The 15530-nt window shown below is 75.8% G+C and carries 17 protein-coding genes; 8 read left to right on the top strand and 9 right to left on the bottom strand.

Translation table 11 applies throughout. The annotated features are described in order from the left end of the window. Positions 1-272: 272 nt before the first annotated feature. From ABZ234_RS30855 to ABZ234_RS30840, 4 genes are all read left to right on the top strand, one after another. Positions 273-1058, top strand: coding sequence for a 5-oxoprolinase subunit PxpA (locus ABZ234_RS30855; RefSeq protein WP_267948473.1), 786 nt, complete (start codon positions 273-275; stop codon positions 1056-1058). 106 nt (positions 1059-1164) lie between these two features. Next, the gene (locus ABZ234_RS30850) at positions 1165-1821 is read left to right on the top strand and encodes an allophanate hydrolase subunit 1 (protein WP_355014357.1); all 657 of its coding nucleotides are present in this window, start codon (positions 1165-1167) and stop codon (positions 1819-1821) included. Next, a complete protein-coding gene (locus ABZ234_RS30845) occupies positions 1818-2678 on the top strand; it encodes a biotin-dependent carboxyltransferase family protein (protein WP_355014356.1) in 861 nt (286 codons plus the stop codon). The genes ABZ234_RS30850 and ABZ234_RS30845 overlap by 4 nt, the downstream gene beginning before the upstream one ends. A 55-nt stretch (positions 2679-2733) precedes the next feature. Further along, positions 2734-3516 (top strand): putative hydro-lyase, encoded by a 783-nt coding sequence (locus ABZ234_RS30840; RefSeq protein WP_267948476.1) that lies wholly within the window; start codon positions 2734-2736, stop codon positions 3514-3516. A gap of 28 nt (positions 3517-3544) precedes the next feature. Here the strand turns inward: ABZ234_RS30840 and ABZ234_RS30835 are convergent, their stop codons facing one another. The 4 genes from ABZ234_RS30835 to ABZ234_RS30820 form a co-directional block, all read right to left on the bottom strand. Next, positions 3545-4189: a hypothetical protein gene (locus ABZ234_RS30835; RefSeq protein ID WP_355014355.1), complete on the bottom strand. Its 645-nt coding sequence runs from the start codon at positions 4187-4189 to the stop codon at positions 3545-3547. 107 nt (positions 4190-4296) lie between these two features. Then, complete coding sequence (locus ABZ234_RS30830; protein ID WP_267948478.1) at positions 4297-4905, bottom strand: hypothetical protein; 609 nt, start codon at positions 4903-4905, stop codon at positions 4297-4299. A gap of 358 nt (positions 4906-5263) precedes the next feature. Next, positions 5264-6799, bottom strand: coding sequence for a C4-dicarboxylate transporter DctA (gene dctA, locus ABZ234_RS30825; RefSeq protein WP_355014354.1), 1536 nt, complete (start codon positions 6797-6799; stop codon positions 5264-5266). Positions 6800-7062: 263 nt separating this feature from the next. After that, positions 7063-8031, bottom strand: coding sequence for a bile acid:sodium symporter (locus ABZ234_RS30820; RefSeq protein ID WP_355014353.1), 969 nt, complete (start codon positions 8029-8031; stop codon positions 7063-7065). Positions 8032-8140: 109 nt separating this feature from the next. On the opposite strand from ABZ234_RS30820, the gene ABZ234_RS30815 reads away from it, so the two are divergent. Both ABZ234_RS30815 and ABZ234_RS30810 read left to right on the top strand, forming a co-directional pair. Beyond that, positions 8141-8539: a GNAT family N-acetyltransferase gene (locus ABZ234_RS30815; protein ID WP_267948481.1), complete on the top strand. Its 399-nt coding sequence runs from the start codon at positions 8141-8143 to the stop codon at positions 8537-8539. A gap of 179 nt (positions 8540-8718) precedes the next feature. Next, positions 8719-9507 (top strand): class I SAM-dependent methyltransferase, encoded by a 789-nt coding sequence (locus tag ABZ234_RS30810; protein WP_355014360.1) that lies wholly within the window; start codon positions 8719-8721, stop codon positions 9505-9507. 123 nt (positions 9508-9630) lie between these two features. On the opposite strand, the gene ABZ234_RS30805 is transcribed toward ABZ234_RS30810, so the two are convergent. Continuing rightward, positions 9631-10089, bottom strand: coding sequence for a GNAT family N-acetyltransferase (locus ABZ234_RS30805; RefSeq protein WP_355014352.1), 459 nt, complete (start codon positions 10087-10089; stop codon positions 9631-9633). Positions 10090-10231: 142 nt separating this feature from the next. Beyond that, the gene (locus ABZ234_RS30800; protein WP_344183985.1) at positions 10232-10858 is read right to left on the bottom strand and encodes an HAD-IA family hydrolase; all 627 of its coding nucleotides are present in this window, start codon (positions 10856-10858) and stop codon (positions 10232-10234) included. 132 nt (positions 10859-10990) lie between these two features. On the opposite strand from ABZ234_RS30800, the gene ABZ234_RS30795 reads away from it, so the two are divergent. Next, complete coding sequence (locus ABZ234_RS30795; protein WP_267948486.1) at positions 10991-11227, top strand: hypothetical protein; 237 nt, start codon at positions 10991-10993, stop codon at positions 11225-11227. 21 nt (positions 11228-11248) lie between these two features. Here the strand turns inward: ABZ234_RS30795 and ABZ234_RS30790 are convergent, their stop codons facing one another. The 3 genes from ABZ234_RS30790 to ABZ234_RS30780 all read right to left on the bottom strand — a co-directional run bounded on the left by ABZ234_RS30790 (position 11249) and on the right by ABZ234_RS30780 (position 14368). After that, complete coding sequence (locus tag ABZ234_RS30790; RefSeq protein ID WP_352986044.1) at positions 11249-12085, bottom strand: TIGR03619 family F420-dependent LLM class oxidoreductase; 837 nt, start codon at positions 12083-12085, stop codon at positions 11249-11251. Positions 12086-12182: 97 nt separating this feature from the next. Continuing rightward, complete coding sequence (locus tag ABZ234_RS30785) at positions 12183-13235, bottom strand: endonuclease/exonuclease/phosphatase family protein (protein ID WP_355014351.1); 1053 nt, start codon at positions 13233-13235, stop codon at positions 12183-12185. 200 nt (positions 13236-13435) lie between these two features. Continuing rightward, positions 13436-14368 carry a LysR family transcriptional regulator gene (locus ABZ234_RS30780; RefSeq protein ID WP_355014350.1) on the bottom strand — a complete coding sequence of 311 codons (933 nt, stop codon included), beginning with the start codon at positions 14366-14368 and terminating at the stop codon, positions 13436-13438. 98 nt (positions 14369-14466) lie between these two features. Between ABZ234_RS30780 and ABZ234_RS30775 the strand changes: the two genes are divergently transcribed. Beyond that, entirely contained in the window at positions 14467-15477 is a 1011-nt protein-coding gene (locus ABZ234_RS30775; protein ID WP_355014349.1) for an NADP-dependent oxidoreductase, read from the top strand. The last annotated feature ends 53 nt before the right edge of the window (positions 15478-15530 follow it).

Below are 15530 nucleotides of genomic sequence, written 5' to 3'. Positions count from 1 at the left end.
GTGGCGGCCGCCGACGCTCGCGCCGACGACGGAGCCGTCCTCGTGCCAGACGTCGGGTGCGCTCCGGAAGCTCACCTCGGCGTCCCCGCCGCGCCCCCCGTTCCACCCCCCTGCGCCGTCAGGTCCGGGACCCGCGGACCGGACGGGGTAGGAGCCCCGTGAGGGGCCCGCACAGTACGGCAGTGCCGAGGGGCGGCGGGCGCCGCGGGCGCGGAGGCGCGCGCGGTCCGGCACGCCCCGGCAGGCACGAAGAAGAACGAGGAGCACCGACGTTGCGCATCGACCTCAACTCCGACCTCGGCGAGAGCTTCGGCCGCTGGGAGCTCGGTGACGACCGGGCCCTGCTGTCCGTCGTGACCAGCGCCAACGTCGCCTGCGGCTTCCACGCCGGGGACCCGAGCGTGCTGCGCCGCACCACGGCCGACGCCAAGGAGCGGAACGTGGCCGTCGGCGCGCACGTCGGCTACCGGGACCTCGCAGGGTTCGGCCGCCGCTTCGTCGACGTCCCGCCCGCCGACCTCACCAACGACGTCGTCTACCAGCTGGGCGCCCTGGCGGCGTTCACCCGGCTGGCCGACGACCGCATCCGCTACGTCAAACCGCACGGCGCCCTCTACAACACGATCGTGCACCACGAGCAGCAGGCCGCCGCCGTCGTCGAGGCCGTCCGCGCCTTCGATCCCGGCCTGCCCGTGCTCGGCCTGCCCGGGTCCCGCTTCCTCGCCCTGGCGGAGGAGGCCGGGCTGCGCACCTACCGGGAGGCCTTCGCCGACCGCGCGTACACCCCCGAGGGCGTCCTGGTGTCCCGCCGCGAACCCGGAGCCGTGCTCCACGACCCCGCCGCGATCGCCGAGCGCTGCCTGCGGATCGCCCGCGGCCTGCCGGTCGAGGCGATCGACGGGACGGAGATCGTGATCGCCGCCGACTCCCTGTGCGTGCACGGCGACAGCCCCGGCGCGGTGGAGATCGCCCGCGCCGTCGCGGACCGGCTCCGCTCCGCCGGGGTCGCCGTCGCGCCGTTCACCCGGGAGGCCCCGGCCGCCCCGGAGGACGCGTGACCGTTCCCGCCCGGGGAGGTGCGCACGCGGGGGCGTGCGCACCTCTTCGCGCGAAGACGGCCTGCTGCCGCCGGCAGGTCCGCCACCACCAGGTTGAGGAGTCTTGTTGCGTGTCCTGAAGTGTGCCGACAGCGGGGTGCTCGTGGAGGTCGGGGACCTGGCCGAGGTGATGGCCCTGCGCTCCGCGCTCGAGGCGCACCCCGTCCCCGGCGTCACCGACGTCGTCCCGGCCGCCCGCACCGTGCTGCTGCGGATCGAACCCGGCACACCTCCGGAGGGGATCGCCTCGGCGGTCCGCGCGCTGTCCCCGGCGCCGGGGGCGGAGCGGGCGGCCGGTGACGCGGTCACCATCCCCGTCGTCTACGACGGCGAGGACCTCGACGACGTCGCCGAGCTGACCGGGCTCACCCGGGACGGCGTGATCAGGGCGCACACCGCGGCCACCTGGACCGTCGCCTTCTGCGGTTTCGCGCCGGGGTTCGGCTACATGGTCTGCGACGACCCGCGCCTCCACGTCCCCCGCAGGAGCGAGGCCCGCACCCGGGTCCCGGCCGGCTCGGTCGCGCTCGCCGGCGAGTTCACCGGGGTGTACCCGCGGAGCTCCCCGGGGGGCTGGCAGCTGCTCGGCAGGACCGGGGCCAGGGTCTGGGACCTGGACCGCGAACCGCCCGGCCTGCTCCGGCCCGGGGTCCGCGTGCGCTTCACGGACGCGGGGTCCCCGGACGCCGGCGCGGACGCGCGGACGGGGGCGACGGCGTCGTGAGCGCTCTGGAGATCATCGCCACCGGGCCCCTGACCACGGTGCAGGACACGGGCCGGTTCGGCCACGCCGACCTGGGCGTGGGCCGCTCCGGCGCCGCCGACGCGGCCTCCTACGCCCTCGCCAACAGGCTGCTCGCCAACCCGGAGGGCGCCGCGGCGCTGGAGGCGACCCTGGGCGGGCTGCGCGTGCGGGCCCGGGGAGCGGTCACGGTCGCCGTCACGGGCGCCGAGGCGCCGCTGTCGGTGGACGGGCGCGGCGCCGCCGCGAACACGGTCCTGCACCTGCCCGACGGCGCGGAGCTCACCATGGGCATGCCCTCCCGGGGCCTGCGCACCTACCTGGCCGTGCGCGGCGGCGTGGACGTCCCGCCGGTCCTCGGCTCGCGCAGCACCGACGTGCTCGCCGGGCTCGGACCGGAGGCGCCCGCGCCGGGCGCGGTGCTGCCGGTGGGACCGGCCCCCTCCGGCTTCCCCCGCGTCGACCACGCGGCCGTCGCACCCGTCGGCGGGCCCGAGGCGACCCTCCGGGTCGACCTGGGCCCCCGCGAGGACTGGTTCACCGACGACGCGATCGCCACGCTCCTCTCCGGCGAGTACGAGGTGACCTCCCGCAGCGACCGGGTGGGGGCCCGGCTGTCCGGCCCCGTCCTCGAACGCGCGCCCTCGCGCTCCGGCGAGCTCCCGAGCGAGGGCATGGTCGTGGGCTCCCTCCAGGTGCCGCCCGGCGGGGAGCCGGTGCTGTTCCTCGCCGACCACCCCGTCACGGGCGGCTACCCGGTGGTTGCCGTCGTGCGCACGGCGGACCTGCCCAAGGCCGCGCAGGCCCGCCCCGGAAGCCGGATCCGGTTCGCCCTGTGAGGCGGGTCCGGGACCGCGGTACTCCCACAGGCCAGAACGAGAGGCAGGAGACACCATGACTTCACCGGCGGAACTCTCACCGAGCCGGGCGCGCGCCCTCTTCAGGGGCGGGCTGAAGGCGCCCACCTCCGGGTACAGCCCGGGGTACGCGCAGGCCAACCTCATCGCGCTGCCGCGCGAGGACGCGTTCGACTTCCTGCTGTTCGCGCAGCGCAACCCGAAGTCCTGCCCGATCCTGGACGTCACGGAGCCGGGGCAGGTGGACGCGTCGGTGTTCGACGGCGACCTGCGCACCGACCTGCCCGCCTACCGCGTGTACCGCGACGGCGCGCTGGTGGAGGAGCGCACCGACGTCACCGACCTGTGGCGGGACGACCTCGTCGCCTTCCTCATCGGGTGCAGCTTCACGTTCGAGACGCCGCTCCTGGAGGCCGGGGTCCCGGTCCGCCACATCGAGGCGGGCAGCAACGTGGCCATGTACGCGACCAACCGGGAGTGCCGCCCGGCCGGTCGCTTCCGGGGCCCGCTCGTCGTCTCCATGCGGCCGATCCCCGCCCACCAGGTCGCCGACGCGGTCCGCATCACCTCGCGGTACCCGGCGGTGCACGGCGCGCCTGTGCACGTCGGCGACCCGGCGGCGCTGGGGATCACGGACCTGGACAGGCCCGACTACGGCGACGCGGTCGAGGTGCGCCCGGGCGAGATCCCCGTCTTCTGGGCCTGCGGGGTGACCCCGCAGGCCGCGGTGACCGCGTCCGCGCCCGAGTTCGCGATCGGGCACGCTCCCGGCCACATGGCGATCACCGACGTCAGGGACTCCTCCTACCAGGTCCCGTAGTCCGCCGGCCGTTCCGGGGCCGGCGGGGTCAGCGGTTCGGGGGAGGCCCGGGGTCCCGTGGCGTCCCGGGCCCGCGCCTGCCGCCCCCGCCCGGAGCCGGGGGCGCCCGGTCCGGCGTGGGGCGGCCGCGGTCGGTCTGCTCACCGCGGATGACGCCCTCGCGCGGGGGCGCGCCGTCGCGTCCCCGCTCGCGGGTGCTGTCGGACCGGTTCGCCCGCGAGGACGTCCTTCCACCGGGCACCACGTCGACGGTGACCGGCAGGACCGCGGTGTGCGCGGCGAGGGTCGCCGGGTCCACGTAGGCGGCTTCGAGGGCGGTGACGGTGGCGGGTCCCGGGCAGGACAGGCCGGGGACCTCCAGGCGCAGGAGGAGGCGCCGGCCCTCCCCGGAGCGGAAGTCGCCGAGCTCGACCACGAGCGACCCGTCGGGCGACCGGCGGGACGGCGTCCCCCCGACGACCCGGGCGCCGTTCAGGCGGGGGCCGACCGGTACGCGCAGGGACACGGCCCGGGCGGTCCCGGCCAGGGGGTACCCGGCCTCCCGGGCGACGGGGGCGCACGCCGTGTCGGGGGCCTCCGCGCGCCCGGGCGCGGTGATGTCGAGCAGGACGGACACGGTGGCGTCGGAGTCCAGGGGGACGGAGTCGGGGTCCAGAAGGGCGGAGAGGCGCATGTCGGCTCCCGGTGGGTCGGTGGCGTCCCCAGCGTAGGCACGGGCGCCGGCGCCCGCCCGGCCCGGGCGGGCCGCCGTGGCACGCGGCCGGGGCCGGGGCGGGCGGGTCAGAACCCGCGCAGCCCCAGACGCCGCAGCTCCAGGCCGGCCAGCGCGTCGACGGCCCTCCGGTCGTCGGCGTGCCACGCGCCCGCCGGGTCCTCGTGCACGCCGACGAGCCTCGACGGCGCCACCGACGCCAGGGCGCGCAGGGCCAGGAGCCGCGAGCGGGCCTCAGGGGCGAGTCCGCGCAGCCGCCGGGTGGCGCCGGCCTGGCGCACCCAGCGGACCCGGGCGGGCAGCCACGTCGCCGCGACCAGCAGCAGGGGGAGCGAGACGGTGAGCAGCGGAAGGGTCAGCGCCAGCGACGCCACCGACTCCCGGAAGGAGTCGCCCGCGGAGGCCAGGGACTCCCCGGTCCCGCTCATGCCGGTGAACGGGGCGGCGAGCGCCTCCCCGGCGACGGGCACCCTCCGGGCCTGCTCGGCGGCGCCGGCCATGTGCTCGGTGAACCCCCGGCCGGTGTCCTCCAGCAGTTCGCCGGGACGGTCCAGGGCCAGGACGGTCTCGCGCAGCGACAGCGCCGCGCGGACCCAGACGTAGACCCAGGCCAGGACGAGCACGTCGGAGGCGATCTGGACGAACGCGCGCACGGGGTGGTCGGCGTACAGCTTCACGGGGACTCCCGGGGGGTAGGGGGCGGTCGCGGGTCGGGACCCACGGTTGCGCGTTACCCGCTTCCGGGGCCGTTCGCACCGGTCGGCGCCGATTCCCCGTGCGCCGGCCGCCCTCCCGGTGGACGGTCCCGGCCCTGAGGGGCGGCAGGCCGCCCCGGGCCGGTGCGCGGACGCGCCGGACCGGGGGGGGCGCAGCGGCTCGCCCCCGGTCCGGACACGGGTCCGCCCCGGGCGGACCCGTGCGGTCACGGGGTCCCGCCCGGGGCGGTGGGAAACGGTGTCGGAGCGAGGGCTCGGGAGGCGCCGCGACACCGCGGCGGGCCGGTTGCGGTCCCGGGAGGGCCGGCCCGCCCTGTGGCTATCCGCCCTTGACCTCCGCGGGGGTGCGGTCCCCGCCCTCGCCGCCCACGGCCGCCCCGGCCGTGGCGGCCGCCCCGGCCGTGGCGGTCGCCTCGGCGGCGGGCGCCGCGTCGGCCCCCTCGGCGTCGGCGGACCCGGTCGCCGGGGAGCCGTCCTCCCGGGCGCGGGCCGCGGCCCCCTCCTCGGCGTCGTAGCTCATCAGGGCGTCCATGTCGATGGTGTTCGGCCTGTCCAGGACCTCCCGCAGGCGGTCGCGGTCCAGGCCGCCGGTCCAGCGGGCGATGACCAGGGTGCCGACGGCGTTGCCGATCAGGTTGGTCAGCGAGCGGGCCTCGGACATGAAGCGGTCGATGCCGACGATGAGCGCGATGCCCGCGAGCGGGATGACGTCGCCGAAGGCGGCCAGCGAGGCGGCCAGGGTGACCAGGCCGGCGCCGCTGACGCCCGCCGCGCCCTTGCTGGAGAGCAGCATGAACAGCAGGAGGCCGATCTGCGTCCACACGGAGATGTCGGAACCGGTCGCCTGGGCGATGAAGATGGCGCCCATGGTCATGTAGATCGCGGTGCCGTCCAGGTTGAACGAGTACCCGGTCGGGATGGTCAGGCCGACCACGGACTTCTTGACGCCCGCGGCCTCCAGCTTGACCAGCATGCGCGGCAGGACCGACTCGCTGGAGGAGGTGCCCAGCACGATCAGCAGCTCGTCGCGGATGAGGCGCAGCACCTTGAACAGGCTGAACCCGGCCAGGCGGCTGACGATCCCGAGGACCACCACGATGAACAGCACGCAGGTGATGTAGAAGCTGATCATGAAGTAGGCGAGGCTGCCGAGCACCTGGCCGCCGTACTCGCCGATCGTGAAGGCCATGCCGCCGAACGCGCCGAGCGGCGCGGTGTACATGACGATCTTGATGACGCCGAACATGACGTGCGACATCGTGTCCAGGGCGCGGACCGCGGTCTGGCCGCGCTTGCCCAGCATGGTGAGGGCGCAGGCGACCAGCACGGCCAGGACGAGGACCTGGATGAGCTGGCCGTCGACGAAGGCCCCGAAGAAGGATTCGGGCACCATGTGCAGGATGAAGCCGGAGATGCCGCCCTCGGCGCCCTCCGCGGCGGCGATGGTGTCGGCCGCGTCGGCCTCGTCGAACGACATGTTCAGGCCGGCGCCCGGACGCATGATGTTGACGGTGACCAGGCCGATGGCGAGGGCGATCACGGTCAGCGCGGTGAAGTACACGAGCGTGCGCAGGGCGAGCCCGCCGGCCTTGGCGAGGTTGCCGAGGCTGGCGATGCCGACCACGACGGTACAGAAGATCGTCGGCGCGATGACGACCTTGACGAGCTTGATGAACAGGTCCGCGAGCCAGCGCATCTCGGCGCCCTGGGCCGGGAAGAGCAGGCCGACGGCGATGCCGAGGGCGATGCCGACGAGCACCCAGAAGTAGAGGTGGCGGTAGATGGGCTTCTTGGGCGGGGCCGGTGCCTTGTCGGCGCCCTGCCCTGCTGTGGCGGCGCGTCCGAAACTCGGCATGGCCTCTCCTTCAGGGTCCTGTGTGGCGGGTCACAGGAACTTTCGCCGAGGTGTGTTCGGGGGCCAAGTCACGCGGGGGAAACTTAAGATTTACCTGACATTCGATCACGCTCTGTCGTGCTTTGCGACGCCTTGGTTAACTTTGCGTTGCCAACGCGGGTCGGTTCCCGGGCGCGGGCGTGCCCCGTTCCGGTGTGTCGGCCGGTGCGCGCCCCGTTCACCTGCGAGGACGGGGCGGCCGCGGTGGGGAGGCGGCCCGGGGCTCAGGTTCCGGGCGCGTCGGCTCGCGGGCGCACCCGCACGAGCTGGGAGAGCAGGGCCAGCACCGGCAGTTCCAGGAGCGGGCCGGCCACCAGCGCCACCGCGACGAGCGGCCGGTCGGGGAAGGCCGCCACGGCGATCGCCAGCGCGATCGGCGAGTTGCGCGCCGCGGTCGTCATGACCAGCGTGACCCGCTGTTCGGGGGGAAGGCGCAGCAGGCGCGACGCGAGCAGGGCCGCCGACGGCGCGACGACGAAGAACAGGACCAGGGGCGGGACCAGGCCCGCCAGGTCGCCCAGGTGGGAGGCGACCGTGCGCGCCTGCCAGGCGAACATGGCGAGCACCGCCGCGTACAGCAGCGGGAGCACCGCGCGGGAGGCCCGGGGCGCCATGACGCCGTCCCGCCAGGCGGCGCCCCTCCACCTGCGGGCCGCCCACCGGGCGGCCACCGCCAGGACCAGGGGGACCACCAGGACCAGCAGGACCGCCTCCACCAGGGTCCCCGTGTCCACCATCGCCGCGTCGCCGCCGAGGAGCAGCACGTACACGGGCAGCAGCAGGAGTTGGAGGACCAGGTTCACCGGCAGCACCGCCGCGGCCATGCCCATGTGGCCCCGGGCCAGGCCGGTGAACACCAGGTACCAGTCCGTGCACGGGGTGACCAGCAGCAGGAGGAGGCCGATCCGCAGGTCGGGCGAGTCGCCGAGCAGCCCGGCGCCCAGGGCGCCCGCGAGCAGCGGTGTGAACACGAAGTTGAGCACGAGGCCGGCGGCGACGGCGGAGCGCGCGGAGCGCGCCTCCCGCACCTGGCCGGCGTCGACCTGCACGAACACCGCTGTCAGCATCAGCATCAGGGCGGGCAGCACGAGGTGCCCGGCCGCCCCGCCGACCGGCAGCAGCAGGCCCAGGCCCAGCCCGCCCAGCGCGGCCGTCGCCACGAACACACTCTGGAACTTCTCTGACGTGGACACGCGGCGGCTTCCTGGTGGGCGGGACGGGCGTGTCCACGCTAGTCGCCGCACGCCTCCCAGGGGTTTCCCGCCCCCTGCGGCGCGACGCCCCTCCGCTAGGATCACGCGGATGACCGTGGAGCACATCTGGCGCGGAGCCTTCGACAACGCCGAGGTCGACGCCCTCCACGCCCGAGGGTTCGGGTACGCGCCCGGGGACGCGGCGGACGTGTGGGGGCGCGTCAACGACCACAGCCTGGGCTGGGTGTGCGCCCGCCGGGGGGACGAGCTCGTCGGCTTCGTCAACGTGGTCTGGGACGGGGGCGTCCACGCGTTCGTCCTGGACACCGTGACCGACCCGCGCCTGCGACGCGCCGGGATCGGCGCCGGGCTGGTGCGCCTCGCCACCGAGCGGGCCCGGGACGCCGGGTGCCGGTGGCTGCACGTGGACTTCGAGCCGCACCTGGAGCCCTTCTACCTCCGGGCGTGCGGGTTCGCCCCCACCCGGGCGGGCCTCATCGCCCTGTGAACGGGGGGCGGACGACGCCGGGACGCCCGGTCCTCGGAGGCGTCCGGGGCCCGGAGCCCCGGCGCCCGGAGCCCCGTCCTCGCCCGCGTGGTCCCGGCCGCGGCGGAACGTCCGCCGGGGCCGCCACGGTGTGTGTCCGGTAGGTTCCGCACAGGAAGCCCATGACGGAGAGGACCCCCGTGGCCGACAGGACCCAGGCGTTCGACCAGCTCACCGACGACTACCGCCGCTACCGCCCCGACTACCCCGCGGCGCTCCTCGAACGGCTCGACGGGCACGTCCGCGCCGGGGAGCGGGGATCCTGGCCCGCGCCGTGGCTGATGCTCGACGTGGGCGCGGGGACCGGGATCTCCACACGGGCCCTGCGCCGCGTGTTCGGTCCCGCGCCCCGGATCGTCGGGGTCGAACCCGGCCGGGCCATGCGGCGCACGGCCGAGGCGGATGCCCCCGAGGGGGTCGAGTTCGTCGAGGGCAGGGCCGAGGAGGTCCCCTTCCCGGACTCCTCGGCCGTCCTCGTGCTCGCGGCGCAGGCCGTGCACTGGTTCGACCGGCCCGCGTTCTACGCCGAGGCCGCGCGGCTGCTCGCGCCCGGCGGGACCGTCGCGGTCCTCAACAACGACCGCGACTGGACCGCCGGCGCGTTCGTGGACGCCTACGAGGGCCTCCTGGAGGAGTACGGGGACGACCACCGCCGCGACTACCGGGCCTACGACACCGCGGGCGAGATGAACGCCGCCGACGGCCTGGCCGACGCGGTGGAGAGCAGCGCCTCCTGGACGCGCGTCCTCGACCCCGAGGGTTTCGTCGGCACGGCCCTGTCCTCCAGCAAGGTGGCCGCGGTGGTCCGCAACATCGGGGAGCGGCGCACCCGCGACGCCCTCGCCGCGCTCGTCGCCGAGCACTTCCCGGAGGGGGAGGTGCGGATCCCCTACACGTCCAGGCTCTTCCTCGCCCGCCGCGAGGGCTGAGCCCGGAGGGGCGCGCCCCGGCCCGCTGCCGCCCCGGTTTCGTCGACCCGTGGCGGGCCCGCGCGGGCCGGGGCGCGGCCACCGCCGGACGGAACCGGTCACGGGCCGCGCCGGCGGCACGGGTCAGGCGAGCCGCTTCTTGAAGCCGACGTGGGAGGCGGCGTACCCGAGACCGGCGTAGAAGCGGTGCGCGTCACCGCGCGTGGAGTCCGAGGTCAGCTGGAGCACCTTCGCCCCGCGTCCGCGCGCCTCCGCCTCGGCCCAGGCCATCATCTCCGAGCCCACACCGCTGCCCCGCTCGTCCGCGTGCACGCGGACCCCCTCCACCTGTGCGCGTGTCGCGCCGCGGTGGGAGAGACCGGGAAGGATCGTCAGCTGCAGGGTCGCGACCACCCTCCCGTCGCGGCGCGCCACGGCGAGGACGTGCCGGGGGTCGGCGTCGATCGCCTCGAACGCCGCGAGGTAGGAGGCGTGGTCGTCCGGGTCCTCGCGTCGCGAGCCGAGCACGTCGTCGGCGAGCAGGGCGACGATCGCCGCCACGTCCTCGGCGCGGGCGCGGTCGATGACGAGGGTGGTGGGCATGGGCTCTCCTCGGAGGACAGGGGGGTACGGCACCCCCGAACCGGTACGGGTCCGTCCGGTCCACGGATACAGGGTCCGCCGGTGCGCACCCCCGCGGGGCCCGCCGCACGGGCGCCCGACCGGTCGGACCCGCGCCGCACCGTCAGAGCAGCAGCCGGGCGACGGCCGCGAGGTCCGCCACCACCGTGGTCGCGTGCGCGAGCTCCGACGGAGGGCTCGTGGTCGCCACCGCGAGCACGGGCATCCCGGCGGCGATCCCGGCGCTCGCCCCGTTGGGGGAGTCCTCCACCACCACGCACCTCTGCGGGGAGACCCCCATGCGCTCGGCGCCCAGCAGGTACGGCTCGGGGTCGGGCTTGCCCTCGGTGACGTCGTCGGCGGTCACCAGCACCCGGGGGAACGGCAATCCGGCCGTCCCGAGGCGGGAGCGGGCGATCCTGTCGCCCCCGGACGTGACGACCGCCCAGGGGCGCCCGCGGGCGTCGAGTTCGGTGAGCAGGCCCAGGGCCGCGGGCAGTGCCCGGACCCCGTCGCCCGCGGCGGCCTCGTGGGCCTCGATCCGCCGGGCCTCCTCGACCGGGTCCAGGTGCGGGGCGACCAGGCGCGCCAGTCCGATGTCGGTGCGCCCGTGGCTGTGCTCCAGGACCTCGTCCACGTCGAGGCCGCGTTCGGCGGCCCACGCCGTGAGGCCGGCGCGGACGCTCTCCATGGAGTCCACCAGCACGCCGTCCAGGTCGAACAGCACCGTCGCCCCGTCGTAGCCGCCCACGTCGCCCCCTCGGTTCCGGATCGGTCGCTCCTCCAGGGTGCCAGAACCCGGTGCGGCGCGCGGCGGCCGGAACGGGCGGGACGCGCCCCGCCCGCGGTCGGCCGCCGGAGGGCGGTCAATTACAGTTGACCCATGGACACCGAACAGCTGATCGCCCTCGCCCGCGCCACCGACGGTGACGACCCCCTGGCCGGTCTCGACGCCACGATGCGCGTCCGCAGGGAGATGGAGCGGGTCGAGGCCGTACTCGTGCGCCGGGCGCGCAACCGGGGCTCCACCTGGGCCGAGGTCGCGGAGGCCCTCGGCGTCTCCAAGCAGGCCGTCCACAAGAAGTACGGGGGGCGGGGGGTCCTCGGCTCCCAGAAGTAGGGACCGCCCCGCGCGGCTCGGTCAGCGCAGCGCCGCCACGAACCTCTCCATGCGCCCGCCGAACCCCTCCGCGTCGCCGAACCACACCGCCACCGAGTCCGCCCCGGCGGCCGTCAGCTCCCGGAACAGCTCCACGGCGCGGCCGAAGCCCTCCTCGTCCCCGGACCAGGCGATCCGGGTGCCCGACCGGACGGGGCGGTCGGTCAGGCACCGCAGCCGGTTGCGCGCCGCCACGAACTTCTCCGCGGTCAGTCCGACGCCCTGCCACTCGTCGCCCCACTCGGCCGCGCGCCGCAGCGCCCGGTCGGAGGCGCCGCCGACCATCACCGGCACGGGACGCGCCGGGCGGGGCTCGAACACGCCGCTCCCGTAGGAGTGGAACCGGCCCTCGAACGGGCCGCCGCCCCCGAACAGGTGCCGCAGCAGCCGCAGCGTCTCGTCCGTCCGGGCCCCGCGTGTGGCGAAGTCGGCCCCCACCGCGGCGAACTCCTCCTCGGACCAGCCGACGCCCACCCCCAGCACGAACCTCCCTCCCGACAGGGCGTCCAGGGTCGCCGCCTGCTTCGCGAGGACCAGGGGGTCCCGCAACGGCGCCACCAGCACCGACGTGCCCAGCCGGATCCGCGTGGTGCGGGCGGCCAGGTGCGCCAGGGTCACCAGCGGCTCGTACACGCCGCCGAACGTGGTCCCGTACGGGGCGGGCGGCAGCAGGTGGTCCGGAAGCCACACGGCGTCCACCCCCAGCTCCTCCGCCCGGACGCCCAGGTCGGTCAGGGTCCTCGGGGGCATCTCCGGGGACTCGTCGGGGAGCACCACCTGGAGGCGGGTGCCGGTGATCGGTTCGGTCAGCTCGCTCATGAGCCGACGGTAGACCGTGTCGCCGGCTCCCGGGGAGACCCCCTCCGGCGAGCCAGGCCCACGGCCCCGTGGACACGCCCGTTCCGGCGCCGGGCCCTCACCGCCCCTCGGGCAGCGTCACCCGGGCGAGGACCGCCCGGTGGTCGCTGCCCGTGACCTCCACGACCTCGAACGCGCCGACGCCCATCGACTCGTCGACCAGCACGTGGTCGATGGTGACGCCGGGCAGCCCGCCCCCCGTCGGCCATGTGGGCTCCAGCCCCCGGCCGTGGACGGTCGCGGCGCTCACGTAGCCCTCGTCCAGGACGCGGCGCAGCTCGGCGTGGTCCAGGGTGGCGTTGAAGTCGCCGGCCAGGATCCTGAGACCCGGCCGGTGGAGGCGGTTCCCGGGGTCCGCGGCCGCGGGTTCCGCGTCCCCGGGACCGGGCAGGGCGCGCAGCCCGTCCCGCCACCCGTCCATGGTCCCGGGGGCCAGGGGAGGCAGGGGGTGCACCGACACCACCTCCACGGGGAAGGAGTACCCGGGCACCTCCATGCCGGCGCGGGGCATCGCGAACGCCCCGGTCCCCGCCGCCGCGTCGCCCAGGTCGGTGAGGGGGAGGGCCGCGTGGACGCTGCTGCCGTGCACACCCGCGGCCGAGTGGTCGACGGTGTGGGGGAGGAGGTCGTCGAGCCCGGCCTCGGACAGGGCCTCCAACAGGTCCGGTGTGACCTCCTGGAGGGCGAGGACCGTCACCTCGCGGTCGCGCACCAGTGCGACCACCTCGGCGACGTCGGCGCCGCCGCCGAGGGCGTTCAGGCTCATGACCCGCAGCTCCGGGCCGCCGGCCCCGGAGATCCCGAAGGGGATCGCGCGCGGTACGACGGCCGCCGCGAGGACGGCCGCCGCCGCGACCAGCACGGCCAGCGGCACCCACCGCCGCAGCAGGCCCGCGGCCGTCGCCGCCAGGAGCGCGGCCCCCAGCACGTACGGGGTGTAGGCCAGCGCGGGCACCAGCGGCCATCCCCGCTCCAGGCCGAGCCCCCGCAGCGCGGCGAACACCGCGAAGCCCGCCGCCGCCAGCGCGACCAGGACGGTCACGGCCGCCGAGCGACGGCGGCGGGCGGCCGGAGCCGCAGGAGCCGTTCCCCGTGTCCCCACCTGATTCATGACCCCGACCTCCGTGTCCCGCGGACGGTCGCGCCCGCCCCGGATAGGACTCCCCCCGGGGGTGGCGGGTTCGGGCGGTTTCCGGCGGGAGCCGCGCCAGGAGCGCCGGGGCGCGATCCCACCGGCCCCGGGGCCCGGACCCCTCGCCGACGGGGCGGAGACCGCGCGGTGCGGCGCACGGCCGACCCCTCCGGCCGCCCTCACGGCCGGGCGGCGGCCTCCGTCAACCGCTTCCACGCCTTCTCCAGGTGCGGATGGCCCGCTCCCGGGCGCCGCACCAGGTAGGCCGTGTCGACGGGCGGATCCGCCGGGTCCAGGAGCGCGACCAGGCGGCCGTCCTCCAGCGCCGACTGGCACAGGTACCGCGGCAGCACCGTCACCCCGGCGCCGCCGACCACCGCCGCCAGCACCCCGCGCAGGTCGGGCACGGTGACCGCGGGCGTGCAGGTCAGCCGCACGCCGAACACGTGGCGCCAGTACCGGCGCAGGAGGGGCAGGTCGTCGTCGTACGCCACCAGGGGGATCGCGCACAGCGCCGAGGAGCCCTGGCGGCCCAGCCGTTCGCGGTGGATCCGCCGCGCCCACCCGGGCGACGCGACCAGGACGGACTCCGTGTCCGCCAGCGGATCGGCGACCAGCGTGCGACCGCGCGGCCGCACCGTCGACAGCACCAGGTCGTGCCTGCCCGAGCGGAGTCCGTCCAGGAGGTCGTCGGCCGGTCCGGTCCGGGCCCGCAGCCGCACCCCCTCCTCCACCAGCGGGGCGAGGGCGGGCAGGACCAGGCAGTGGAGCGCCTCGGCGGGCCCCGCCAGCCGCAGCGGCACGGGCGGGGAGGCCGCGTCGCCGCCGTTCTCCCCGGCCACCGCCTCCAGGGCGTCCAGCGGCTCGGCGATCCGGGCGGCCAGGTCGTTGGCCTCGGCGGTGGGGGCCACGCCCCGGGGCAGCCGGTCGAACAGTTCGTGGCCCAGCCTCCGCTCCAGCGAGCGGATCTGCGTGGTCACCGTCGGCTGTGACAGCCGCAACAGCTGGGCGGCCGCGGTGAAGGAGCCCGACCTGTGCACGGCCAGGAAGGTGCGCAGCTGCTGGAGGTCCAGCGACCCGGCAACCGATCCATTGGAATCTCTATAGGTCACCTTGCCGATTTTATTGGTGGACGAATACGTTGCCGCACTAGTGTCTGCCTGGACCGGGGCAGCCCGGTCCACCGCACACGACGTCCGGAGGTTGCGCCATGCCAGTCACCAGCAGGGAAGTCCATCTCGTCGCCCGCCCCTCCGGCGAGCCCGAGCCCGCCGACTTCTCCCTCGTCGAGACCGAGGTCGGCGACCCCGGAGCCGGGGAGGTCCTCGTGCGCAACTCGTGGATCTCCGTGGACCCCTACATGCGGGGCCGCATGAACGACGCCAAGTCCTACGTCCCGCCCTACCGCCTCGGCGAGGCGATGGACGGCGGTGCGGTGGGCACCGTGGTCGCCTCCGGCAGCGACGACGTCCCGGTCGGCGCCACGGTCCTGCACTCCGCCGGGTGGCGCGAGTACGCACTCCTGCCCGCCGGGGCGGCGCGCGTGGTCGACCCCGGCCTCGCCCCCGTCGAGAACTACCTCAACGTCCTCGGCATGATCGGCCTCACCGCCTACGCCGGGCTCGTCGAGGTCGCCCCCGTGAAGGAGGGCGACGTGGTGTTCGTCTCGGGAGCCGCGGGAGCGGTCGGCTCGATCGCCGGCCAGATCGCCCGCAAGCTCGGGGCCTCCCGCGTGGTCGGATCGGCGGGCGGCCCGGAGAAGCGGCGCCGGGTCGTCGAGCAGTTCGGCTTCGACGCCGCCATCGACTACCGCGAGGGCGACCTGGAGGGGCAGCTCGCCGAGGCCGCGCCCGACGGGATCGACGTCTACTTCGACAACGTCGGAGGCGACCACCTGCGGGCGGCCATCGCGGCGATGCGCGACCACGGGCGGATCGCCCTGTGCGGCGCGATCTCCCAGTACAACGCCACCGAGCCCGTCCCGGGGCCGGACAACCTGTTCCTCGCGGTCGGCAAGCGGCTCAACCTGCGCGGGTTCATCGTCGGCGACCACGCCCACCTGGCGGCCGAGTACGCCCGGCTGGCGGCGGGCTGGATCGCGGACGGGGAGCTGCGCACCGAGGAGACGGTGGTCGACGGCATCGACAACGCCGTCCGGGCCTTCCTCGACATGATGCGGGGGGCGAACACCGGCAAGATGCTGGTCCGCCTCGCCGACTGAGCCCTTGCCTGGAGTGCACTCCAGGTTGCCATCATGGGTGCACGCCCCGCAGC

This window comes from Nocardiopsis sp. NPDC006198 (assembly GCF_040613895.1).
GTDB lineage: Bacteria > Actinomycetota > Actinomycetes > Streptosporangiales > Streptosporangiaceae > Nocardiopsis > Nocardiopsis tropica.
The sequence above is the reverse complement of the archived record's forward strand: the minus strand, read 5'-3'. Positions and strand labels throughout refer to the sequence as shown.

What these genes read in the sequence shown, in the direction of transcription:
- ABZ234_RS30840 (WP_267948476.1), top strand. Translation starts at nt 2,734, where the DNA reads ATGACTTCACCGGCGGAACTCTCACCGAGCCGGGCGCGCGCCCTCTTC.
- ABZ234_RS30835 (WP_355014355.1), bottom strand. Translation starts at nt 4,189, where the DNA reads ATGCGCCTCTCCGCCCTTCTGGACCCCGACTCCGTCCCCCTGGACTCC.
- dctA (WP_355014354.1), bottom strand. Translation starts at nt 6,799, where the DNA reads ATGCCGAGTTTCGGACGCGCCGCCACAGCAGGGCAGGGCGCCGACAAG.
- ABZ234_RS30815 (WP_267948481.1), top strand. Translation starts at nt 8,141, where the DNA reads ATGACCGTGGAGCACATCTGGCGCGGAGCCTTCGACAACGCCGAGGTC.
- ABZ234_RS30805 (WP_355014352.1), bottom strand. Translation starts at nt 10,089, where the DNA reads ATGCCCACCACCCTCGTCATCGACCGCGCCCGCGCCGAGGACGTGGCG.
- ABZ234_RS30795 (WP_267948486.1), top strand. Translation starts at nt 10,991, where the DNA reads ATGGACACCGAACAGCTGATCGCCCTCGCCCGCGCCACCGACGGTGAC.
- ABZ234_RS30790 (WP_352986044.1), bottom strand. Translation starts at nt 12,085, where the DNA reads ATGAGCGAGCTGACCGAACCGATCACCGGCACCCGCCTCCAGGTGGTG.
- ABZ234_RS30785 (WP_355014351.1), bottom strand. Translation starts at nt 13,235, where the DNA reads ATGAATCAGGTGGGGACACGGGGAACGGCTCCTGCGGCTCCGGCCGCC.
- ABZ234_RS30775 (WP_355014349.1), top strand. Translation starts at nt 14,467, where the DNA reads ATGCCAGTCACCAGCAGGGAAGTCCATCTCGTCGCCCGCCCCTCCGGC.